General features: G+C 53.5%; 18 protein-coding genes and 4 tRNA genes. 12 read left to right on the plus strand and 10 right to left on the minus strand.

All coding sequences use genetic code 11. From position 1 onward, the window contains the following. Positions 1-349 precede the first annotated feature (349 nt). Both KO1_RS01135 and KO1_RS01140 read left to right on the plus strand, forming a co-directional pair. Positions 350-742, plus strand: a complete 393-nt coding sequence (locus KO1_RS01135; RefSeq protein WP_004103546.1) for a nuclear transport factor 2 family protein — start codon at positions 350-352, stop codon at positions 740-742. A 114-nt stretch (positions 743-856) separates the two neighbouring features. Next, the gene (locus KO1_RS01140) at positions 857-1,354 is read left to right on the plus strand and encodes a MarR family winged helix-turn-helix transcriptional regulator (protein WP_004103545.1); all 498 of its coding nucleotides are present in this window, start codon (positions 857-859) and stop codon (positions 1,352-1,354) included. A gap of 908 nt (positions 1,355-2,262) precedes the next feature. Here KO1_RS01140 and KO1_RS01145 read toward each other — a convergent pair. Next, positions 2,263-2,338: transfer RNA gene (locus tag KO1_RS01145), tRNA-Asn, on the minus strand. A gap of 6 nt (positions 2,339-2,344) precedes the next feature. Between KO1_RS01145 and KO1_RS28880 the strand changes: the two genes are divergently transcribed. The 3 genes from KO1_RS28880 to KO1_RS01155 all read left to right on the plus strand — a co-directional run bounded on the left by KO1_RS28880 (position 2,345) and on the right by KO1_RS01155 (position 4,189). Next, entirely contained in the window at positions 2,345-2,524 is a 180-nt protein-coding gene (locus tag KO1_RS28880) for a DUF5951 family protein (RefSeq protein ID WP_219620557.1), read from the plus strand. Between the two features lie 8 nt (positions 2,525-2,532). Next, positions 2,533-3,984 (plus strand): EmmdR/YeeO family multidrug/toxin efflux MATE transporter, encoded by a 1,452-nt coding sequence (locus KO1_RS01150; protein ID WP_004103543.1) that lies wholly within the window; start codon positions 2,533-2,535, stop codon positions 3,982-3,984. 129 nt (positions 3,985-4,113) lie between these two features. Continuing rightward, positions 4,114-4,189: transfer RNA gene (locus tag KO1_RS01155), tRNA-Asn, on the plus strand. Between the two features lie 820 nt (positions 4,190-5,009). Here KO1_RS01155 and KO1_RS01160 read toward each other — a convergent pair. Together KO1_RS01160 and KO1_RS01165 are read right to left on the minus strand one after the other, a co-directional pair. Continuing rightward, positions 5,010-6,464: an AMP nucleosidase gene (locus tag KO1_RS01160; RefSeq protein WP_024274428.1), complete on the minus strand. Its 1,455-nt coding sequence runs from the start codon at positions 6,462-6,464 to the stop codon at positions 5,010-5,012. A gap of 132 nt (positions 6,465-6,596) precedes the next feature. Continuing rightward, positions 6,597-6,854: a histidine kinase gene (locus KO1_RS01165; protein ID WP_024274427.1), complete on the minus strand. Its 258-nt coding sequence runs from the start codon at positions 6,852-6,854 to the stop codon at positions 6,597-6,599. Positions 6,855-7,028: 174 nt separating this feature from the next. On the opposite strand from KO1_RS01165, the gene KO1_RS01170 reads away from it, so the two are divergent. After that, a complete protein-coding gene (locus KO1_RS01170; RefSeq protein ID WP_024274426.1) occupies positions 7,029-8,564 on the plus strand; it encodes an alpha/beta hydrolase in 1,536 nt (511 codons plus the stop codon). Here the strand turns inward: KO1_RS01170 and KO1_RS01175 are convergent. Then, positions 8,556-9,488 carry a nucleoside recognition domain-containing protein gene (locus tag KO1_RS01175; RefSeq protein WP_024274425.1) on the minus strand — a complete coding sequence of 311 codons (933 nt, stop codon included), beginning with the start codon at positions 9,486-9,488 and terminating at the stop codon, positions 8,556-8,558. The genes KO1_RS01170 and KO1_RS01175 overlap by 9 nt on opposite strands. Before the next feature lie 226 nt (positions 9,489-9,714). Between KO1_RS01175 and pagP the strand changes: the two genes are divergently transcribed. Further along, entirely contained in the window at positions 9,715-10,290 is a 576-nt protein-coding gene (pagP, locus tag KO1_RS01180; RefSeq protein WP_004103536.1) for a lipid IV(A) palmitoyltransferase PagP, read from the plus strand. A gap of 34 nt (positions 10,291-10,324) precedes the next feature. Here the strand turns inward: pagP and KO1_RS01185 are convergent, their stop codons facing one another. From KO1_RS01185 to KO1_RS01195, 3 genes are read right to left on the minus strand one after another with little or no spacing between them, the layout of a single operon-like run. Beyond that, entirely contained in the window at positions 10,325-11,248 is a 924-nt protein-coding gene (locus tag KO1_RS01185) for an acyltransferase (protein ID WP_024274424.1), read from the minus strand. Positions 11,249-11,286: 38 nt separating this feature from the next. Continuing rightward, positions 11,287-14,349 carry an efflux RND transporter permease subunit gene (locus tag KO1_RS01190; protein ID WP_004103532.1) on the minus strand — a complete coding sequence of 1,021 codons (3,063 nt, stop codon included), beginning with the start codon at positions 14,347-14,349 and terminating at the stop codon, positions 11,287-11,289. Then, a complete protein-coding gene (locus KO1_RS01195) occupies positions 14,349-15,434 on the minus strand; it encodes an efflux RND transporter periplasmic adaptor subunit (RefSeq protein ID WP_004103530.1) in 1,086 nt (361 codons plus the stop codon). Before KO1_RS01195 ends, KO1_RS01190 begins: the two co-directional genes overlap by 1 nt. A 538-nt stretch (positions 15,435-15,972) precedes the next feature. Here KO1_RS01195 and KO1_RS01200 point away from each other — a divergent pair. From KO1_RS01200 to KO1_RS01210, 3 genes are all read left to right on the plus strand, one after another. Further along, positions 15,973-16,404, plus strand: coding sequence for a universal stress protein (locus KO1_RS01200; protein WP_016808337.1), 432 nt, complete (start codon positions 15,973-15,975; stop codon positions 16,402-16,404). Between the two features lie 50 nt (positions 16,405-16,454). Further along, positions 16,455-19,142 carry a cation-transporting P-type ATPase gene (locus tag KO1_RS01205; protein WP_024274422.1) on the plus strand — a complete coding sequence of 896 codons (2,688 nt, stop codon included), beginning with the start codon at positions 16,455-16,457 and terminating at the stop codon, positions 19,140-19,142. Between the two features lie 240 nt (positions 19,143-19,382). Beyond that, entirely contained in the window at positions 19,383-20,345 is a 963-nt protein-coding gene (locus tag KO1_RS01210; RefSeq protein ID WP_024274421.1) for an alpha/beta hydrolase, read from the plus strand. A gap of 337 nt (positions 20,346-20,682) precedes the next feature. Here KO1_RS01210 and KO1_RS01215 read toward each other — a convergent pair whose 3' ends face one another. Then, the gene (locus KO1_RS01215; RefSeq protein WP_024274420.1) at positions 20,683-21,090 is read right to left on the minus strand and encodes a cupin domain-containing protein; all 408 of its coding nucleotides are present in this window, start codon (positions 21,088-21,090) and stop codon (positions 20,683-20,685) included. A gap of 127 nt (positions 21,091-21,217) precedes the next feature. Here KO1_RS01215 and KO1_RS01220 point away from each other — a divergent pair, with 127 nt between their 5' ends. After that, on the plus strand, positions 21,218-22,144 hold the full coding sequence (locus KO1_RS01220) for a LysR family transcriptional regulator (RefSeq protein ID WP_017145611.1): 927 nt from the start codon (positions 21,218-21,220) through the stop codon (positions 22,142-22,144). A gap of 57 nt (positions 22,145-22,201) precedes the next feature. Here KO1_RS01220 and KO1_RS01225 read toward each other — a convergent pair. Continuing rightward, positions 22,202-22,277, minus strand: a tRNA-Asn gene (locus tag KO1_RS01225). Positions 22,278-22,377: 100 nt separating this feature from the next. Further along, positions 22,378-23,178, minus strand: a complete 801-nt coding sequence (gene mtfA, locus KO1_RS01230) for a DgsA anti-repressor MtfA (protein ID WP_168421976.1) — start codon at positions 23,176-23,178, stop codon at positions 22,378-22,380. 90 nt (positions 23,179-23,268) lie between these two features. On the opposite strand from mtfA, the gene KO1_RS01235 reads away from it, so the two are divergent. Next, a tRNA-Ser gene (locus tag KO1_RS01235) sits at positions 23,269-23,358 on the plus strand. Positions 23,359-23,427 lie beyond the last annotated feature (69 nt).

Here is a 23,427-nt window from a genome sequence, read left to right on the forward strand (position 1 = left end):
TATACTGATGTATTGTCCCGTTAATCTTATTCGTCTAAAGGCCAGTGGTAATCGCGATCCAGCCAGCCATCCAGGTCATAATCCATCATACATTGTTCGGCGAAACCTTTATATTCTTGTACCTGCCCCGACATCTGTGCGGCGAGTCATTCATCTCTTTAAAGAGAATTTGTTGGATACTGGCGATAACGCCTATGGTAATCCAGAGACGACTAAGCGTATTACACAACTGGGCTTGCGCTTTCCTGAACTGTCGGAGGAGACTTTCAAACGTATGATTGTTTATTTCCAGCGGCAGAAAGAAATTGTCTAGCAAACCGTTTATCAATTTCATCAAGAGGATAATACAATGGTTCCAGCACTATTTGATAAATATATTTCGGCAGTGATGGAGAAGTCATCGGATAAGCTGGCATCCCTTTTCTCTGTTAATGGACGTTTGTCGTTGCCTTTCCGTCGCAATAGAGAGGTGATTGTTGGCCGTGAAAATATTCGCTTACACTATGCTAATGGCTTTGGCGTTGCGCCCTTACGCTTTACCTCTATAGAGGATGAACGATTCCACTATACGAATAATCCCGATGTCGTCATTGTTGAATATAAACTACATGGGAATACTCTGCCAGATGGGAAACAGTTCTCTTTGTTATATGTTAATGTGATTGAAATAAATGATGGCAAGATAACTGAATTAATAGATTATGAGGATGTTTTGAACAGAGAATATATCTTTCAGGATTAACAGGATGATTCTTATGTTATCAATGGGGGCGAAGGTTAGGATAACTTTTCCTTCCTTGAAGGGTTATGGTAAAATGGTAAGCTTAACTTATTGTATACGGCATCAGGAGAATGTATGGAAATGAATAAAAAAGTGGCTAGTGGTTCCGAGCGCGAAATATCATTGAATCGTCAATTTGAAGATGCCTTAGGGAATTTGCAATGCGTACTTGTTGCACGTCGATCGCTGATTAATCCTGATGGTATTAACTGGCCGCAATACGATACGTTGTATATTTTACGTCAGTTCCAGCCGATGACTCCAAGCGCAATTGGTGAAAAGCTCGGATTTGCGCGTAGTAAAATGTCCAAGATCCTGCGGATGTTGAAAGATAAGCACTTTGTTGAGCAGGAGTCGGCAGAAAGCGACAAGCGAGAAATGCTGACGAGGATTACGGAAAAGGGTATTGAATTCCTGAATTCTGCAGAGTCCAGCAGGCGCATAATGGCTGAGCAGGTGGCATCCTGTATGTCGCAGGGAGAGATTGCTATTTTCGCTGAGCTTTGTACAAGGGCTGCCAATATATTACACGAGAATATTAAAGGTAAACTCGAAGATACCAGTGAAAATTAATAAAGTTTATGGTGATGAAGCGTTAAACGGAGCGCTGGCGTGGTATTCTCTTTGCCGAATATGGAATCGAATATATGGCATTGGAATTTTGCTAAAATGTTGCTATGCGACGATGGTGAAAGTGGACCCGATACTCCGATACTAAGAAAAGATTTTACCGCAGATGGTAAAAAAATGCTGATTCGTATCGTTAATATCTTGTTTGCTAAAACCTTGTCTCATTGCAACGTGCGTTGATGTGCCCGAAACAGGCTTGAGCGGATAGTTTTCTGTCAATATAAAATCAAAGCTGTCTGGCATACTGGCGATAATGGGAGCAGGCCATTGCTCGGATCATGGCCGCAGTTTTTATTTTTCACATAATAGCCTTCAATCGTATCCTCTCGTTTAGCGTATTCTCGCACTACGTCTGGTGAGGACAGGAGTTTTGGCGAATACCTGTAGCAGATATTTCTTTATTTTCAATATATCGATGAATAAATGTGAAAGTAGCAGGTATGCAACTGGTGCATTTTGTTCTCTTCCATCATTGCCCCCGCAAAACAGACAGCCGAGTAAATGATTGCCCCTGCTGATAATGATCGATTCAGCTCTTGCGTACAGAGAAATGATCCCGCTACCGGGTGCATCTGAGGTGCTCAAGCACGGAACGGCCACTCGATGCAGATCTGCCGTCAGGATTAACCAGAAGATAACGTTCGTGCTATGTGAAAATCTTCGCAGGCTTCAGGCTGACAATTGGCGTGTTGTTAAGGGAGAAGTGGGACATGCTATGCGCAACAAAGATAGTGCCCGCATTTCCCAGCACGGAGGAGAAAAAACCAGAAATGCCCCGGGATGTGTTCCCATGCTAGCCTGTTGAATCAATATCTGAAAAAGATTCGCAAGGATAGCTGAAAACAAGAATTTGGCTCCTCTGACTGGACTCGAACCAGTGACATACGGATTAACAGTCCGCCGTTCTACCGACTGAACTACAGAGGAATCGTTGTGGAGTCGTATCTTAGCGGCGAAAAAACTTTTGTCAAACATCAATTCGCCTTCCGCCGCGCAACTGGCGCATCCATCAACAAATTGTTGTTATTAGCGACAATCTATCGGGAAAAATGCTTTGCAGGATTAGCTTTTCTCTATCATCATTTGAAATGTAGTTTCAACTTTTCTCACTAAGGTCTCCCTTGAACGTCACCTCCGCATTACGCCAGTCCGTCGAACGCACGTCCTGGTTTAAAAAACGCAAGACCTATCGCGTCCTCTACTGGCGTGAAATCAGTCCACTTGCGGTCCCGATTTTGCTGGAAAACGCCTGCGTGTTGCTGATGGGCGTGCTGAGTACTTTTTTGGTCAGCTGGCTCGGTAAAGAAGCGATGGCGGGCGTTGGCCTGGCCGATAGCTTCAACATGGTGATCATGTCTTTTTTTGCCGCCATCGATCTCGGTACGACCGTGGTGGTAGCCTTCAGTCTGGGCAAGCGTGACCGGCGGCGGGCAAGGGCGGCAGCGCGACAGTCGCTGGCGATAATGACCCTGTTCTCGATTATTCTCGCGGCGGTTATCCATGCTTTTGGCGCGGAAATTATTAATTTTGTCGCCGGAGATGCGACAGAAGAAGTGAAAGGCCTGGCGCTGACCTATCTTGAGCTAACGGTATTGAGCTATCCGGCAGCGGCAATCGCCCTGATCGGCAGCGGTGCGCTGCGCGGAGCCGGAACCACTAAAATTCCGCTGTTGATCAACGGCGGGATGAATATTCTGAATATCATTATCAGCAGCATCCTGATTTACGGCATTTTTTCGTGGCCCGGCATGGGGTTTGTCGGCGCGGGTCTGGGATTAACCATCGCCCGCTATATTGGCGCGGTGGCTACTATCTGGGTATTAATGATCGGCTTTAACCCGGCGCTGCGCATTTCGCTGAAGAGCTACTTTAAGCCGTTCAACTTCGCCATTATCTGGGAAGTGATGGGCATTGGTATTCCCGCCAGCATTGAATCGGTTTTGTTCAACGGCGGCAAGCTGCTGACTCAGATGTTCGTTGCCGGGATGGGGACAAACGTGATTGCCGGCAACTTTATCGCCTTCTCCGTGGCTGCGCTGATTAACCTGCCCGGGAACGCCCTGGGTTCCGCATCGACAATTATTACCGGCAGGCGTCTCGGAAAAGGGCAGATCGGCCAGGCTGAACGTCAGGCGTGGCACGTCTTCTGGCTATCGACGATCGTATTGACGCTGATCGCCTGGGGAACCGCGCCGTTTGCCGGCCTGATCGCTTCGTTCTATACCAGCGAAGAGGATGTCAAGGTGGTGGTGAAAGAGCTGCTGTGGCTCAACGCCTTCTTTATGCCGATTTGGGCGATGGCCTGGACGCTGCCGTGCGCCTTTAAAGGCGCACGTGACGTGCGCTACACCATGTGGGTATCCATGCTCGGCATGTGGGGCTGTCGCGTCGTGGCGGGCTACACGCTGGGGATTGTGCTGGGTATGGGGGTGATTGGCGTCTGGTTGGGGATGGTGCTTGACTGGGCGGTGCGCGGCGTTTTGTTTTACTGTCGAATGGTCAGCGGGCGGTGGCTGTGGAAATATCCGCGTACCAAAGCGCAGGCAGATGAGAGTCAGGCGCAGCCTGAATAGGCGAGTGATAAGCGGATAAACGCTACTTTTTGCGCAAACTGGAGGATTTTTCGGCAAACGATTTGAAATGTGCAAACAGCCTTTGACAAGATCGGGCGTGATCGATAATATGCGCCTCGTTCAAACGATTCCTCTGTAGTTCAGTCGGTAGAACGGCGGACTGTTAATCCGTATGTCACTGGTTCGAGTCCAGTCAGAGGAGCCAAATTTAAGAAGCCCGCTTAAGGAAACTTAAGCGGGCTTTTTGCTTTCTCTTGCATAGTCACGATTGTGGCAACGCCGGGGCCTTGCCTTCGAACACGGTTTTAAAACCAGGATACCACAAGGGAAACGAGCCCGATCGCGACCGTCCAGAAAAATATAGTTGCTATTAAAATAAACAGGCGGATATTCCCTATGGTTAATTTCATAAAACTGTCTTCCATACTTTTACGAAAATAGTACATTGCTGATGGCGACCGATAAGCTTATCCATGATTGCATATTGGCGACATGTGCAATTTTATCTGTTGTGGTTGAGTAACAAGATATTTGTTGTAAGTAACCTGACGATATTAAATGATGATTCGATAGCAGAGTAGCGGCCATAGATAACTCTTTGATTATTTTGATCTCTCTTGAGCGCTGCCTGTTCTGTATGGCAGTTTTGTTACACATAAATTTTTTTAATTAATTTAAGGGGTTATGAGACGTAATTCAAGTGTTACCCAGTCTGCTATTGTGCGTTATATGACCATGCGGCAATTGATATAGATATGTTAATGGAATATTTACTTTTATAATCGGCGTGGCAGTTTTTAATTGCGGAAGTTAGCACAATAATATTTTGAGACAAGCAGTGTGGCTACGGTCAGAGAAATAGTTAGCACTAAAGAAATAAATGTTTTAATTTATAGCGAAAGGGTAATGGTGATTATCCCCTGGTCCGAATGACTCTCTTTCTCTAACGCTCAGTCCGGCGGGTGGCCGCGTAAATATGTCACGCCATCCGGACTGAGTTTATTCTGCTCGTGTTATCTATGCGCTTAACGGAACGGCGGTTCGTTGAAGGTTCTCAGCTTGCGCGAATGCATATGGTCGCCTTCGGCGCGTAGTAGGTCAATCGCCCGAATACCAATCTGCAAATGTTCGGAAATCGCCCCTTCATAGAAGCGGTTAGCCTGTCCCGGCAGCTTGATCTCACCGTGCAGCGGCTTATCGGAGACGCACAGTAGGGTACCGTAGGGAACGCGGAAGCGATAACCCTGCGCGGCAATGGTCGCGCTTTCCATATCGATAGCCACCGCGCGGCTAAGGTTAAAGCGCAGCGCCGAGGCCGAGTAGCGCAGTTCCCAGTTACGATCGTCGGTGGTAACCACCGTTCCGGTACGCAGCCGCTGTTTAACCTCTTCGCCGGGCATTCCGCTAACCTGCTTGGTGGCGTCGTAAAGCGCGCGCTGAACTTCGGCGATGCTCGGAATAGGGATATCCGGCGGTAGCACCGCATCCAGCACATGGTCATCGCGCAGATAGGCGTGAGCCAGCACGTAGTCGCCAATCGTCTGGCTTTCGCGCAGGCCGCCGCAGTGGCCAATCATCAGCCAGACGTCCGGGCGCAGCACCGCCAGATGGTCGCAGATGTTTTTAGCGTTAGCCGGGCCTACGCCAATGTTAATCAGCGTGATCCCCTGACCCTCTTTAGTGATCAGGTGCCAGGCCGGCATCTGATGCTTTTTCCACGCCAGATCGGAAATTGCCTCTTCCGGGGCCTCTGTGTCCGCCGTTATCCAGATCCCGCCCGCGCAGGAGAGGGCGATATAGGGGCTATCGGGATCGAGAATTTGGCTACAGCCCCAGCGCACGAACTCATCGACGTAGCGGGTATAGTTGGTAAATAGCATATACGGCTGGAAATGCTCAACCGGCGTGCCGGTGTAATGACGCAGGCGCGCCAGCGAGAAATCGACGCGGCGGGCGTCGAAGTGCGACAGGGGATAGTATTCCGTGGAATGGAACAGGCCATCGGCAGTCTCATCGCCAATTTGCGACAGCTCGGTGGTGGGGAAAAAACGCGTTAAGCCGGCGCTCATTGAACGGTCGAGCGTGAGCTCGGAGCCATCAATCACGTACGGATAGGGGATCTCATGCTGCGATAGTCCGACGGTAATGCAGGCATCGTAATCCTGATACAGCATGGTGAGCTGTTCCAGCAAATAGGCGCGAAACAGTTTAGGGTTGGTAATGGTGGTGGTATAGCAGCCGGTATGGGTAAAACGGCCCCAGGCCCGGGTTTTTAAGGCTTTATGCTCCGAGCCGTCCCACGATACCGACAGATCCGGGTAAACGAACAGTCCTTCCGCACGGGCGCTATTATCGGGAAGCGTATTGTGGTGAATATATTCGCCGATAGCTTTACGCAGCGCATTGACCGATTTTTCATAGAGCGCTTCGAGTTGCGTGAGCGCTTCTTCTGGGGTCAGCCTGGCGGCTTTCTGGTTCATGACCTACTCCTTATTTCTGCTCTGCTGACGTTGTGCTTAGTATGTCACAGACTGAAACAGGCGTCGGACAATTTACCCCGCTTAGCTAAGAAAGTACTGAAATTAGAACCCGTTGAAGCTGGATACTATCCATTAACCGGTGAAGGCATTGACGATAGCGGCCCAGCGATCGGCGCTAAAATGGGTGGCGTTGAGCACCTTTACGGTGTGGGTTTTATCGTTATTAATGCAGTAAAGCGCGTCCGCCAACGGCGTCAGCTTATCGCCTTCCTGTAGACGCCGGGCGCAGGGAGTCAGTTCCGCCACAATCGTTAACTGGCCGCTTTGCAGAACCGCCCAGGTATGTGTAGACGTTGTGGCCTCGCGTAGTTTTTTAATCCACCATTCCATTTGTTAATTCCTGACCGGTTACCCCCGGCGATAATTCCTGTTTGCATCTCATCTGACAATAAGAACAGGCAGTTGGTTTAGTCTATGTTTAAAAAGAGAATCGCAGGATCTGCTGCGCTCCGGGTAATAATCCCACCCGGTGGATAAAGAGATAATTCGGACAGAAATATGGCAATGATGCGTTTTACCCGGCTGCTGAATAAGTCGGGCTTAAGAATGGTCTCGATGGCGAAAAAAGCCATCATTGGTCTACTGGTGGTGGTGGTGGTCTTTTTTATTGGCCGCATTTACGAATCGCAGCGCGGCCCGGCGCTGCACCGCTGGCACACCTGGACGGCGAATGAAATGACCGCCAGCGAGATTGACCACGCCACTTTTGCTGACTACCAGACGCGGGAAACGACGATTTTCCGCGATATGAAAAGCCACATTACCGATGCGCTGAGCGACGATGAAAAAACGGCGATTAACCGTTTTTACGCACAAAGCCTGGTCTATCCGGATAAGTTTCATCCCGACTGGAATCGCTCCTTTATTTTGCTGCCGCAGGGCAAACCGCGCGGCGCGGTGGTGCTGCTGCACGGCCTGACGGACTCTCCCTATAGCGTGCATTATCTGGCGCAGCGCTATCAGCAGCAGGGATTTGTCGCCGTCGCCCCGCGGCTGCCCGGACACGGTACGGCTCCTGGCGCGCTCACCGCCGTGGACCGCGAGGCGTGGATAGCGACAACCCGTCTTGCGGTGCGCGAAGCGACGCGCCTGGCCGGGGATAACGTGCCGCTGCACGTGGTTGGCTACTCCAACGGCGGGGCGCTGGCGCTAAAATACGCTCTCGATAGCCTGGAGGATAAAGCGCTGCGCCGGCCGCAGCAGATAATCCTGCTGTCGCCGATGATTGGCGTCACCGCCTTTGCGCGTTTTGCCGGACTGGCCGGTTTACCCTCGGTATTTCCGGCTTTTGCCCGCGCGGCATGGCTGAATATCGTCCCGGAATTCAATCCCTATAAATACAATTCGTTCCCGGTTAAGGCCGCAAGGCAGTCATGGCTGTTGTCGCAGGCGCTGCAGCAGCAAATCGTGCAGGAGGCGCAAAATCATCGGCTTTCCGAACTGGCGCCGGTGTTAACGTTTCAGTCGGTGATGGACTCCACGGTGAGCACCCGGGCGGTGGTAGAGTCGCTGTATCGCTATCTGCCGGATAACGGAAGCGAACTGGTGATTTTCGATATTAACCAGGCGGCGAATCTACGCGCGCTATTCCGTCCCTCGCTCTATTCAGCGGTGAATACGTTATTGCCGCCGGCACCGCGGCCCTATGCCACCACGGTGATTACTAACGCTGCCCCTGACACCTACGAGACGGTGGCCCGCACCACGCTTGCCGGAACGCGAAGCGAAACCGTGACGCCGCTGCATCTTGCCTGGCCGCAGGATATGTATTCGCTGTCGCACGTGGCGGTGCCGTTCCCGCTGACCGATTCGCTCTATGGCCGGGAACCGGCGGAGAAAAATCGCTACGGGATCAGCATCGGCACGATCTCTTTGCGTGGGGAAACCTCGACGCTGAGTGTCGGGCTGGATACGCTGATGCGCGTGACCTCCAACCCGTTTTTCCCCTGGATGATGGTGAGAATTGACCATCATATTGCCTGCAGCGAGCAGGCTGATGTCGCTGCCTGCCTCCGTCCGGAGCCGGTGGCATCAGAATAGCGTCAGGTGCATCACGGTGCGGATGGCGATCCCGGCGATAGCGCCGGCGGCGGCGAAGCGGAACAGGCGCACGAAGCGCGAGCTGACGCCCAGAAAGATACCGATACCCGGGAGGTCAAACGTCTGTACTAACAGACCTGCCGAGGCGTTGATCTGGCTGATGGTCACTTTTCCCTGCTGCACGAGTTCAGAGATCACGCCGAAATAGGCCGTCCCGCCAGCCACGCATTTGACCAGCGCCGGGAGCACGAAGTTAACCGGGATGTTCAGCCACAGCAGCAGCGGCAGGAGCAGACGCTGGAGCATCTCAATCAGGCCCGCCGCCTGCATAAACCCGACGATAGCCAGCGACAGGATCAGCATGGGCACCGCGCCGAGCGCCAGGCGAATCGCGTCGGAGCCGGCGCTGTTAATCACGGCGATAATCCCCTGGCTGTTCTGTTCGGCCTCGGGCAGCGCTTCGGCCCGCGCGTTTTCAACCATTGATAGCCTGCGGCCGGTGATATGCCAGGTCACCGCGGCGGCGCACAGTCCGCCGACAATGGAGATAACGATAGAGGCCAGCCAGTGCAGGCCAAAGGGCGTTAATGGATAGAATACGTTGCCTTGCCCCATGGCAAACAGCATTGCCAGCGTAGCGGCCATTTGCCGGTCCGAGGCGCCGCGTTTATCCATAATGGCGAGGGTCGCCAGCGGGGCGGCAAAGCTGACAAAATTCATCTGAATCAGCGCAAATGCGCTCATTCCGGTTAAGCCGAACGGCTTAAGCAGCGGCGCGAGCCAGCGCACGATGATATCCAGCACCCCGCGTACTTCCAGATATTTCATTACGATGAGCATGACAACCATGATTGGCAGCAGCGTATAAAGGGCCACATCGACGGAGGTTTTTCCCGCCGACATAATAATGCTGATGAAGTCCATCTATTTCTCAATCACTGCGGACAGAAAGGATAATTAGCGTCATCATAATCCCACCAGCAAGGAAATGAAATCACCGCAGCGGCTCTCTCTGTCCTGAAATGGGGCCGCAACTGGACTTGCCGTTATCGCCAGCCAGCGCACAAAATTTCTTGGCCGATATTTGCAAAGCCTGTTTTTTGTTCTCAAACTGAATTAACACCGGGCGGTTTTCTTTAAGGATAAAACTATGCAACGTTGTCTACGGGTAGCGTGGGGAATTGTGTTTATTTTCGCCTTTTCGGTACAGGCTGAAACGAAGATATATGGCGAGCAGCGCATCAGCGGCTGGTGGAGCTGGTTAAAAAACGATGTCTCGCAGACCTGGAATGAGCCGCAAAACTACGATCTGTATCTTCCGTTTCTCAGTTGGCATAACCGCTTTATGTACGATAAAGAGAAAACGGATAACTATAATGAAATGCCGTGGGGCGGGGGTTTTGGCGTTTCCAGATATAACGCAGAGGGCAACTGGAGTTCTCTCTACGCCATGATGTTCAAGGATTCGCATAACGAGTGGCAGCCGATAATCGGCTACGGCTGGGAGAAGGGGTGGTATCTTGATAGTCGCCGCGATTTTCGTCTGGGACTTGGCGTTACCGCCGGGATCACCGCCCGCGATGACTTTGCCAACTACGTACCCCTGCCGATTATTTTGCCGCTTTTTTCCGCCAGCTATCGCCGTCTGAGCGTGCAGTTCACCTATATTCCCGGCACCTATAATAACGGCAACGTGCTGTTTGCCTGGCTGCGCTACGGTTTTTAAATGCGCTGGCGGTCATGGCCTGAATCGGCGAACGTCAAATGGTAATCACTTTTTTCACCACCGAATTTGACAGCGCCAGCATTGAAATCAGTACCGAAGTGATAAACGTGAGAACAATCAGCATTAATTTGGTACCCAGTGAGTTAATCGGGATAAATGCAGTGAGCAGGTGAAAAACGGAGTAGTGGAGAATATAGACGCCGGTCATCGTTTTGCTGATGGTGGCGAGAACGGCCTCTTTAAACTCGCTGTTTTTACGAAACCGAACGCCGTTGGCCGCAATCACCAGCGCGACGACCAGAATATAAATTTGTGAACCGGTAAGAATGAAGGCATTTCTGTCGGCCTTAAACAGGGCGAAAAAGAAATGGCGCTCGTAAAACCAGGTGAAAAGATAAATAAACGGGATGGCGATCATCGCCCCTTTAACCACTTTTTCGTGCCTGAGCCAGCCGGCGACGAGCGGATCGCTGAACAGCTGACCGGTCAGATAAAACAGCAGCCATGTCCATAGCCGATACTGCGGCGCCAGGCTCAGCGCATGGATATCAGGGTACAGTGCGGACAGAAGATCGTACCCATACGAGAGCAGCAGCAGCGAGAAAACTGCAGCAAAAAACAGTTTACGCCGCTGGCTGAGCCACTCGATGACCGGGTGAAAGGTGTAAATCACGATAAACGCAAAGACAAACCACGGCTGGATAAGATAGCCGCGCTGATAAGGCTCCCACAGATAGTACACCGTCATCCAGAACAGAAAGACGATAACCACGCTTTTGATTTTGCCCATTTGCCACTGCGAATCGTGGCGGGACTGCGAGTCGAGATAACCGGCCACCACAAAAAACAGCGGCGTGGCGATAGTCGAAATAAACGTCAAAAACCCGAGGATCCAGTGATAGTCGTAATCATAGCTATCCCAGGTGTTGTAGATGGTGAAGAAGGTCACCGCCGTCATGCATCCCAGCGTTTTGATAATATTTAACCCGGTACTATTCATGGTTGTCGCTTCATGTCCTTATTGTGGAAACAGGCGTAAATTACCGGCAGAACCAGCAGCGTCAGAATAGTAGCAAAACCCAGACCAAACATGATAACAACCGCCATGCTCTGGAAGAAAACGTCCAGTAGTAAAGGCGCCAGGCCAAGCACGGTGGTAAACGCCGTCAGCAGGATAGGGCGTAAACGCGACGTGGCCGCATAAATAATCGCCTCCTGCTGCTCTTTTTCCTGCTTCTGCTGTTCAATCTCCTCAACCAGCACGATGCCGTTACGGATCAGCATTCCACTCAGGCTGAGCAGACCGATCAGCGCCATAAAACCAAAGGGGATGCCGGTGATTAAAAAGCCCGGCGTTACGCCAATCAGCGCCAGCGGTACGGTCAGCCAGATGGCAATCGCATTTTTCAGCGAACTGAACATCAGTACGGTGATGATAAACATCACCAGGTAACCCAGCGGCAGGGTTGTGAACAGTCCCTGCTGCGCCTCGCTGGAGTTTTCCGCATCACCACCCCACTCGATGCTGTAGCCGTGCGGCAGCACCAGCGCATCGATCTGCGGTTTCACGCGGGAGAGGATATCCCCGGAGGTCTGGTTGCTGAGCGGGTCGGGATCGGTCTGCACCGTCAGCACGCGGCTGCGGTCGCGGCGCAGGATCAGCGGATCCTCCCATTCAAGGTGAAAGCCGCTGACCACGTTACTGAGCGGAATATACTGCTGGCGGCTTTGGCTCCAGACCAGCACGTTATTTAAGTGATTCGCATCCTGGCGCTCGGCGGCGGGTGGGCGGACTATCACCGGCAGCAGGTCGGCACCCTCACGGTACAGTCCCGCGCGGCTGCCGGAGAAGTTCATCTCCAGCGCGTTATCGATATCCTGTTTATCGACGCCCAGTTCGCGCCCAAGGGCGGTGGAGTACTGGGGACGGATAACTTTACTGCGGTTTTGCCAGTCGTTGCGAACGCCATCGGTGGCCGGGTCTGCGGAGAGGATATCGCCAACCTGGCTGGCGATCAGGCGCAGTCTGTCTGGGTCGGGACCTTTGATCCGCACCTCGATGGCGCTGTCGCCGGAAGGGCCGAACATCACGCGTTTTGTGCTGGCGTTCACCTGCGGATAGTTACGCGCAATATAGCGATCTACATGCTGCGTCAGGGCGGCAATGCTGCGCTGGTCGTCCATGCGCACCATGATCTGCGCATAGTTGCTGTACTGCCGTTGCCCGCTGTAGGTCAGGATAAACCGCATACTGCCCTGGCCGACGGTAGCCACGGTGGTGACGACTCCGGGCTGGCCGTTAATGGCAGTCTCAATATCGCTGGTCATCTTTTCAGTGGTCGCAATATCGGTACCGTAGGGAAGCCAGAGATCGACAAAGAAAATGGGCGTGTTTGAAGAGGGAAAAAAGTTTTGTCGCACCGAACCAAACCCCCAGATAGCGGCGGCCAGCAGCGCCGCCATGACGGTCAGGGTGACGGTTTTGCGCAGCAGAAGGGCCTGCAGAGTCAGCTGATACAGGCGGTAAAAGCGTCCGCCGTACGGGTTGGTATCGGCCTGCGCCACCGGCTGCGATTGAGGCTTAAACAGCCACCACTTAATGAGCACCGGGGTAATGGTCAGCGCCGAGAACCAGCTCAGCATGAGCGAAATCAGCAGTACCTGGAACAGCGATTTACAATATTCCCCGGTCGAGTCCTGCGACAGCCCAATCGGCGCAAAGGCAAGAATCGCAATCACCGTGGCCCCCAGCAGCGGCAGGGCCGAACGGCGAATCACATAATTAATTGCCGTAAGTCGCGTCGATCCCTGCTGGCGGGCGATCAGCACGCCTTCGACGATAACGATAGCGTTATCGACCAGCATGCTCAGGGCGATAATCAATGCCCCCAGCGAAATACGCTGCAGCTCGATCCCCCAGAGATACATAATCAGCAGCGTGCCGAGTACGTTGAGCGCCAGCGACAGGGCGATAATAATACCGCTGCGTACGCCCATAAAGATCAGTAGTACGCCAACGACAATCGCCAGCGCCATCAGAAAGTTGGTGATAAAACCGTTGACCGAATGGGCGACTTCCGCCGCCTGATCGTAGAACAGGTCAATGTTGATCCCGGCCGGTTTTTCCGCCGACATCTGCGCCAGTTTGTTTTGCAGCGCACGGCCAACATCAATCACGTTAACTCCGGGGATAAACGACACCCCCATGGTGACCGCCTGGCGACCGTTGGCGTGGTAAATGCTGGAGGGCGTTTCGCTCAGCCCGCGCGAGAGCGTGGCAATATCGCGCAGCCGCGTCGCCGTTCCCGAACCGTGCGGGCTGATTAACAGATCGCCCAGCTCGTCAAGGTTGGCAAACTCGCCCGTGGGATGCAGGCGGATCGATTCGCTGCCGGATTTAATTTCTCCGGCGTTAGAGACGACGTTCAACCGGCTGAGGATCGCCGCCAGCTGGTTGAGCGTAATCCCGCGGGCGGCCATTTTCGCCAATGAGATATCAATGTTGATTTGCTGGGGGATCGCCCCGCCGATGGCGACTTTACCGACCCCGGGCACCAGCACCAGTTCACGGCGCAGCTGCTCGGCATAGCGAACCAGCTCAGGGTTGGTAAAGCTCTCGCCGGAGAGGGCGAAGAAGAAGCCAAAGACATCGCCAAAATCGTCATTCACGAACGGAGAAGCGACGCCGGGCGGGAACTGGCGAGCGGCGTCGCCAACCCGGCGGCGCAGTTCATCCCAGATTTGCGGCAGCTCGCTGGAGTGGTAGTGCGAGGCGATGTTGACGGTAATTTGCGACAGGCCGTTAGAGGAAATGGAGCTGACGTTATCGAGATAGGGCAGCTGCTGCAGCGCGTTCTCCAGCGGCAGGGTGACTTCTTCTTCCACCTGCTGCGCTGAAGCGCCGGGATAATGGGTAACCACCACCGCGGTTTTGATGGTAAACGCCGGATCTTCCAGCCGGCCGATGTTCAGCAGAGCGAAGATCCCGCCGATGCCCAGCAGTAAAATAGTCAGCCAGACGCGGATTGGATTGTTAATAAACTGGCGGGAGATATCCATTACAAACCTCGTTCACGCGTCCAGATTCGAACCGGTTGTTGCGCATGTAATTCGCTGACGCCCGCCGCCACCACGCGTTCGCCGACGCTGAGCCCTTCGGTAATCACCACGCCCTGTGAGGTGATCTGACCCACGCCAACTTTGCGCTCTTCCAGATGGAGCCGATCGCCGCTGCCCTGAACCACCCACACGTGGGGTTCGTTGCGCGGGCGATTATCCGGATTAAACACCGCTTCGACAGGCACCACGACTGCATTTTTGCCGGCGCTGGCGGGCAGGTTCGCCAGATTAACCGTCACCGTTCCGCTCACGCCGCCGACCGAGGGAAAGTCGGCAGGTCGCGGCATGGTCAGTATGATTTGCCAGGTGAGCGTGCTGCTGTCGCTGCTGCCGGTATGTTCTTTGTATTCGGCGGTAAACTGGCGATCCGGCATGGCGTTAATTTTAACCACCGGACGGTACTGCGCGTTGCGAATATCCAGCGCGGTAAAGAGGTTTTCCGGAACGCTAAACACCACGTCGAGCAGATCGGTTCGCGTCAGGGTGACAATCGGCTGTCCGGCGGCGACCACCTGATGGTTACGTACCGGAACGTTGGCGGCTACGCCGCTGAACGGTGCGGTTAGCGTCGTTTGCGACAGCTCTTCCCGGGCTATTTTTAGCGCGGCATTAGCGGAGTCGCGGTTGGCTCGCTGGATATCCATTTCCGCTTTTGAAATCGCCTGACGACCGGCCAGGGTCTGGAATCGATCGAATTGCCGCTGGGCGAGGGTGGCGGCGGTTTGCCGCTCATTCACCCGCTGCTGCGCTTCCCGGGCGTTAAGCCGGGCAAGTGTCTGCCCCTGAGTCACATTAGCTCCCTGGCGCACATCAAGAGATTCAATCTGGCCGCCGCGTTTGAAAGAGAGGTCAGTGGAGTCTCCGGACTCAATACGGGCGGGGAATACGCGCTGCTGTGACTCGCCGATAGCCACCACCTCAGCGACCTTAACCATCCGCGGTAACGGCGTAATTTCTGGCGCTTTCCGATCGCAAGCCGTTGTTATTAAAATAACAAGCGGGATGAGAGAAAAATAACGGTTCACTGTATTCCCCTCGAAGTAAAAGGCTATCTTTTACATATTATTCACAATCGCTGTGTTTATTCAGCGAGGGCCGAAACAACCCAATAAGTAATTAACCCGGTAGCCGTACAGGCGATTATTGCCAGGGCAATAAACAGGCTCAGGCGAAACAGACTGTAACCGAACATTGTTCCTCCTTTAGCTCTAATGCTTAGCTAAGTAAATTCTTATCATAATAATTATTGTGGGGCGGCAGAAAGTGAACAAGCCACTGATAATGAGGATAGTCGCAGTAAAACAGAAATGTTAAAAAGAGCAAAAATTACGGTGATGGCGACGATTTTACCGGGTTGGCAGTTGAATTGTCTGGCTGTGCCTGACTCTGTGATATTTTTCAATATATTAATTGGCGGGTTAATCATGTTAACCGTGGTGTGCTACGTTTAATTATACCTACACGTCCAGCAAATTTTGTTCTTGAGATTTCCTCCTCAGTACCAGCGCCAATGCCTGGGCTGTTTTCACCACCTTTTTTATAGGTAATAAAAGGATTGTCTCTATGTATAAAAATATCCTCGTGCCGGTTGATGTGTTTGAAATCGGTCTGGCGGACAAGGCCTTGTCCCACGCCCAATTCCTAGCACAAAGCTCCTCCGGAAAGATTCATCTTCTTCACGTGATTCCCGCTTTTTCTCCAGTGCTGACGCGCGGCTTTATTTCCGATGCACGGAAAATGGAAGATTATCTGATGAATACTTCTAAGGAAAAGCTGGCTGAGCTGGTTAAAAAACTCACGCTGGCGGAAAACGATATTCAGATTCACATTCGCAGCGGCAACATTCGCGACGAAGTGACCAAACTGGCCGATGAGCTGAAGGCGGATGTGGTGATAATCGGCTCGCGTAACCCGAATATTCAGACGCATCTGCTGGGGTCGGAGGCGGCAGGGATCGTTCGCTATGCCCATGTTCCGGTTTTTGTGGTGCGCTAAGGACGGCCTGAGGCTGTCCTGATTTCCGATACAGGAGTGAGGAGATAACTATGAATACAGAAAAACCGGGCGGCCCGTTCTATCAGCTCTCCGTCGAAGAAACCCTGACCAGCACCAACAGTACCCCGGACGGCATCAGCGGTGCTGAAGCGGCAGCGCGCTTGCAGCAGTACGGCGAGAATGCGCTACCGCAAAAAGCGGGAAAGCCGGCATGGCTGCGCTTTCTGGCGCATTTTAACGATGTGCTGATCTATGTGCTGCTGGCGGCGGCGCTGCTGACGGCGGTCATGGGGCACTGGGTGGATACCCTGGTGATCCTGGGCGTGGCGGTGATTAACGCCCTGATCGGCCATATTCAGGAGAGCAACGCGGAAAAATCGCTTCAGAGCATTCGCAACATGCTTTCCAGCGAAGCGGTGGTCGTTCGTCAGGGCAACCATGAAACGATCCCGACAACCGCTCTGGTACCCGGCGATATCGTCGTGATCCGCGCCGGCGATCGCATCCCTGCTGACCTGCGGGTTATCGAAGCGCATAACCTGCGGGTGGAAGAGGCGATTCTGACCGGCGAATCGACGGTGGTGGAGAAAAGCACCGAGGCGCTTAGCGGCGAGCTGCCGCTTGGCGATCGTACCAATCTGCTGTTTTCCGGCACCACGGTGAGTTCGGGCGGCGGAAAAGGCCTGGTGGTGGCCACTGGCGGCGATACCGAGCTGGGTCATATCAACCAGATGATGTCGGATATCGAAAAACACCGAACGCCGCTGCTGGTGCAGATGGATAAGCTCGGTAAAGCCATTTTTATCATCATCCTGGTGATGATGGCCGCGCTGTTTGTCTTTAGCCTGCTGTTCCGCGATATGCCGGTTTCTGAGCTGATGCTGTCGTTGATTAGCCTCGCGGTGGCGTCGGTACCGGAAGGTTTACCGGCAATTATCTCCATTATTCTCTCGCTCGGCGTGCAGACCATGGCCCGTCAGAAGGCGATTATCCGCAAGCTGCCTACGGTGGAAACCCTCGGGGCCATGACGGTGATCTGCTCGGATAAAACCGGCACGCTAACCATGAACGAGATGACGGTGAAAGCCGTGATAACCGCCGATAAAGTTTATCGGGTGGAGGGCGACAGCTACGAGCCGATAGGGAATATTCACCCGATCGATGAGCCTGCGCCGGTAACCGTTGCGCCGGGCACGCTGCTGGAACGTTATCTGCGCACTATCGATCTGTGTAATGACAGTCAGCTTATTAAAGATGAAAGTGGGCTGTGGAAAATTACCGGCGGCCCGACCGAAGGGGCGTTGAAAGTGCTGGCGGCGAAAGTCCCGCTCCCGGCGCTCAACACTGAGCTGCGCAGCAAAATCCCCTTCGATTCACAGTATAAATATATGTCGACGCTGTACCGCATCGGCGATGAAGAGATGATTTTGATTACCGGCGCGCCCGATGTCCTGTTCCGCCTGTGCCAGCATCAGCAAACCGACCATGGCCTGGAGCCGCTCGACCAGCCTTACTGGGAAGGCAAAATCGAAGAGTATGCGCGGGAAGGGCTGCGGATGGTGGCGGCAGCGTGGAAACCCGCCGCCGACGGTCAAACGGAACTCACCCATCAGGATTTGCAGCAGGGCGTCATTCTGCTCGGGATTGCCGGGATGATGGATCCGCCGCGGCCGGAGGCGATTACGGCCATCGGCGACTGCCTGCAGGCGGGGATCCGCGTGAAGATGATCACCGGCGACCATCCGCAAACCGCGATGAGTATCGGCAAGATGCTGGGGATTGGCAATGCGGAAAACGCCATTACCGGCAGAGAGCTGGAGGTGATGGACGACATTCAGCTCAGCGAAGCCGCGCAGAAATTCGATATCTTTGCGCGTACCAGCCCGGAGGATAAATTCCGCCTGGTGCAGGCGCTGCAAAGCAAAAAAGAGGTGGTCGGGATGACCGGCGACGGGGTGAACGACGCCCCGGCGCTGAAGCAGGCCGATGTCGGTATTGCGATGGGGATTAAAGGCACCGAAGTGACCAAAGAGGCCGCAGATATGGTGCTGACCGATGATAACTTCGCCACCATTGCCAGCGCCGTCAGGGAAGGACGCCGGGTGTACGATAACCTGAAAAAAACCATCCTCTTTATTATGCCGACCAACCTCGCGCAGGGGCTGTTGATTATTATTGCGCTACTGGCGGGAAATTTAATTCCGCTGACGCCAGTGCTGATCCTGTGGATGAACATGGCGACCTCCGCCACGCTGTCGTTTGGTCTCGCTTTTGAGGCAGGTGAGAAGAACATCATGCGCCGGCCGCCGCGCGACCCTAAGCTGCACGTGATGGACGGCTTTGCTATCTGGCGGGTGATTTTTGTCGGGTCGATGATTGCCGTCAGCGCCTTTGTTCTTGAAGCCTGGCTACAGCCGCGCGGCTATTCGCCTGAGTTTATTCGTACGGTGCTGTTACAGACGCTGGTTACTGCTCAGTGGTTCTATATGCTCAACTGTCGCGTGGCGGATGGCTTCTCGCTGAGTAAAGGATTGCTGGCGAACCGGGGGATCTGGATTGTCAGCGGCGTGCTGCTGGTGCTGCAGCTGCTGATTATCTATGCGCCATTTATGCAGATGCTGTTTGGCACCGAAGCGCTGCCGTTCCGCTACTGGGTTATCACTTTTATTATCGGTTTTGTGATGTTCCTGATTGTGGAAGTCGAGAAGCCGCTGACCCGGAGATGGCGTACGGCCTGATATTGACCAGAAAGCGGCACTTTAAGTATCCCGGCTCAGTGCGGCGCGAGCCGGGATATTCCCGAATGGCGGCTATCGCCTTAGCAGGATGACAAGACTGTCCGGGGGCCCGATGATGTGATGACTGGCTATCCCGGGCAGGCACAACGCTGCGCCTGCGAGGCTAATCGCGTAGCTTGCAATTGAGATTGATATTAGCAATCATTATCAATAACGATAATGTGCCGGAAAAATCAACCGATGTCGCTTCGCAACTCTTGTTTCGCTTATTCGCCGAAAGGGCGGATTTTTATCGCCGCGCTGGTTACCACCTTGTATGCACTTAACGCTTACGCCAAACCCGATATGAGCCCGCTGGGGCCGAATATCGCCGACCGCGGTTCCGCGTATTATCATTTCAACGTCACGACCTTCGATTCCTCCGATGGTGAACGACATTATAAGGTCTGGACGGCGATACCGAATACGGCGCCGCCCGCGCAGGGGTATCCGGTTGTGTACGCCCTGGACGGCAACGCGGTGATGGACCGGTTGTCCGACACGCTGCTCGAAAAGCTGACGCATAAAACGCCGCCCGTCATTGTGGCCATTGGCTATCAAACGAATTTGCCCTTCGATCAAACTGCCCGAGCCTATGACTACCGGCCGAAAGTCGAAGAGAATCCCGCCGATAACCGCTGGGATCGGCGGAAAAGCGGCGGTAGCGGGGCGTTTCGCCGCCTCTTAGAGGATACCATTATGGAAAAAGTTGAGCGTGGGATCGCTATCAACCCGCAGCGACGGGCTATCTGGGGGCACTCCTACGGTGGATTATTTGTTATTGATACCTGGCTGACGTCATCCCGCTTCCAGCTCTATTTCTCTGCCAGTCCTTCTCTGGGAAGAGGCCAGGCCGCGCTGTTAGACAGAATGGCCGGGGCAAAAGGCGAGGCGTTTAATCGGAACGCCTTATTCCTGATGGAGGGCGCGGTTGCGACGCAGCGCGGTTCTTCCGCCGGGGCAGTGGATACGCGCAGTAAAGTTCAGCAGACGGTTTCCCGGCTCAGGAAAAATGGCGTTGCGGTCAGCTGGTGGCCTTATCCCGGCCTGTCGCACGGGGCAATGTTCAGTGCCTCGTTGCAAAGCGCGCTGCTGACGATAAGCGGGACCGAGAATAACCAGGCGTTACTGCAGATAAAACAGCCTGCTGTTGAACAGAGATGACAAACCTGTTTGATCTATTCAGGCCACACATCTGCCGGGTGGCGACTTACCCGGCTTACGAAAACCGGCAATTTCACCATGGGCTCAATCCTGCAAATCTGCAGATTCGCTATCATCTGTCGATTCACATCGCCAACTTAGGCTTACCGGGTTGTGACGATAGGCCGCCAGCTTTGCGCGCATCCCACTGCTGCTGTTATTGGCCGCGCTTACCACGCCGGTGGTAGCGCCGCCAACCTGGAATAGCGCTGAGGCTTTATTTAATTAGCGGAGGAAATTTACCCGAGCGAACCAGCAGAGTTTAGTCATGAATAGGCAAACTCTACAGTTTCGTTGCTTAAGGCAATTTGCGGTAGGCTTCGTCGGTCACCGGCTCCAGCCATTCGTTAGATGCGCCTTCGGCAGGGACGGCAACGGCAATATGGGCAAACCAGCTGTCGGCGGCCGCGCCGTGCCAATGCTTGACGCCTGCGGGAATATTCACAACATCGCCCGCGGTTAGTTCTCGCGCCGGTTGATTCCACTCCTGATACCAGCCGCGTCCGCCCGTCACCAACAGGATCTGCCCGCCTTTATGGTGAATATGCCAGTGGTTACGGCAGCCGGGCTCAAAGACCACGTTACCGATATTGACCCCTTCCGTGGAGAGCATATTCAGGTAGCTGGTGCCCTGAAAATACTGCGCATAGGCCTCATTTTTCTCCCCTTTGGGAAAAATGCCGTTACCGTCAAATTGTTCGTTCATGGTGTCTCCACATTTCAGTTTCGGGCGTTTAAGCAGCCCATCTGGACTGGCAGAACAAAGTGTAGAGAAGGTTTGATTAAATGATAAGATGGTCAAATATGAATACACTGGTGCAAAAAATTCACCAATGATGAGCAAAGAAAAACTCAACGATCTGCAGGCCTTTGTCACCGTAGCTCAGGAGCGAAGTTTTACCCGGGCGGCTGCAATGCTGGGGGTTTCCCGCTCGGCATTGAGCCATACGCTGCTGGGTCTGGAAGAGCGTCTGGGGGTGCGGTTGTTAATCCGCACCACGCGTAGCGTGTCGCCCACCGATGCCGGAAATCGCCTGCTGGCCGTACTGGCGCCGCGGCTGAATGAAATAGAAAATGAACTGGCTTCGCTGCGCGCTTCACGGGATAAACCCGCCGGCACGGTACGCATCACCGCCAACGATCATGCCATTGTCACCGTGCTGTGGCCCCGCCTGCATCCATTATTAAATCGATATCCGGATATCCATATTGAGTTCAGCGTTGGCTATGAGCTGACCGATATTGCCGCCGGGCGCTTCGATGCCGGCGTGCGGATGGGCGATCAGGTGGACAAAGATATGATTGCGGTGCGCATTACGCCCGATGTGCAGATGGCGGTGGTTGCCGCGCCCGGCTATCTTTCCGGCAAAGCGGCGGTGGCAAGGCCTGAAGATCTGATGGCACACAACTGCATCAATTTGCGTTTGCCCACCCACGGCGCGCTTTACGCCTGGGAGTTTGCAAAGGGCAGCCAAAAAACCAGCGTTCGCGTCGAAGGGCAAACCGTTTTTAATAATACCTTTTTGATGATTCAGGCCGCTTTGGACGGGGCAGGGATTGCCTATGTTCCTCACGACCTGGCGGCAAAATATATCGCTAACCGACAACTGGTGCCGCTGCTGGCCGACTGGTGCCCGGTTTTCCCGGGGTACTATCTTTATTATTCTGGCCGGAATCATCTTCCGACGGCGTTTACGCTGGTGGTTGACGCCCTGCGCTGGCACGCAGAGGGTAAATTGCGCAGCAAAAGGGTGAAGTAAGACGGGGTTATTGCCAGAAAAGCAAAAAGCCTGCTTGAAAGCAGGCTTTTTAGAATTTGGCTCCTCTGACTGGACTCGAACCAGTGACATACGGATTAACAGTCCGCCGTTCTACCGACTGAACTACAGAGGAATCGTGTGAACGAGGCGAATACTACTGGTCTCGTATTTTTGTGTCAACACTAAATTTAACTTACTGATTCAAATGGCTAAATTTAGTGCAGGTCGTTGTTTTAGTGTACTGCAGGGCTATCGCCATCCTCCTGCGGGCTATTCTCGCGTAATCTCTCCAGCGGATCCTGGCGATAGAAATGGCAGAAACGCTGCCAAAGCGCGGGAAAGCGTGGGGCAAACAGCTCAGGGGCGCTGAAGAAATATTCAGAGAGCACCGCAAAACATTCGGCAGGGTCGCTGGCCGCGTAAGCGTCAATACTGGCGGCGCTTTCGCCGACCAGATCGATCTCATCCTGAATATTGTTCATTGCTGCATGGAGATCGTGTTCCCAGCCAGCGACTTCGCGTAGCGGAATGAAGGGGACGCCGCTTGCGCGATCGCCATTGCGGGTATCCAGCTTATGCGCCACTTCATGGATAATCAGATTGAAGCCAGAAGCGTCGAAGGAGTCCTGAATATCCAACCAGTTGAGAACGATCGGCCCTTGTTGCCAGCTTTGCCCTGATTGTACGATTCGCTGGCTATGCACCAGGCCGATATCATCTTCCCATTCGTCGTCGACAACGAACGGAGCAGGGTAGATGAGCACCTCGTGAAAACCATCTAACCACTCGATCCCCAGTTCGAGAACCGGCAGGCAAAACAGTAGCGCAATACGCGCGCTCTGCAGGTGAGTGAGCTTAAGCCCCTGTAATGCAACCAGACGCTTTTGCTGCAAAAAGCGCGAAGCCATTTGCACCAGCTGCTGCTGCTCATGGTCGGAGAGGTTGGCTAACACAGGGATGGCAAGCGCCTTTTCCCAGGGGATTTCCGCGTTGCCGGACTCTTCATCTACTTTCCAGGGCCATTTAAACATCATATTGCTCGCAAAGTCGTCACTTGAACTGATTTAAAGAGACAGGAACTATTAAAATGCCAAAGAACCTGGCATTATAGCAACCTCAACAGCGGAGAGATGCCGGAGCGGCTGAACGGACCGGTCTCGAAAACCGGAGTAGGGGCAACTCTACCGGGGGTTCAAATCCCCCTCTCTCCGCCACTATTCAAACACTTACGTGATTTCCTTTCAACGACTCCCGTCACAAATGGTATCGTGCCTTTTTAAGGC

It is taken from the genome of Klebsiella oxytoca NBRC 105695, assembly GCF_001598695.1.
GTDB lineage: Bacteria > Pseudomonadota > Gammaproteobacteria > Enterobacterales > Enterobacteriaceae > Klebsiella > Klebsiella oxytoca.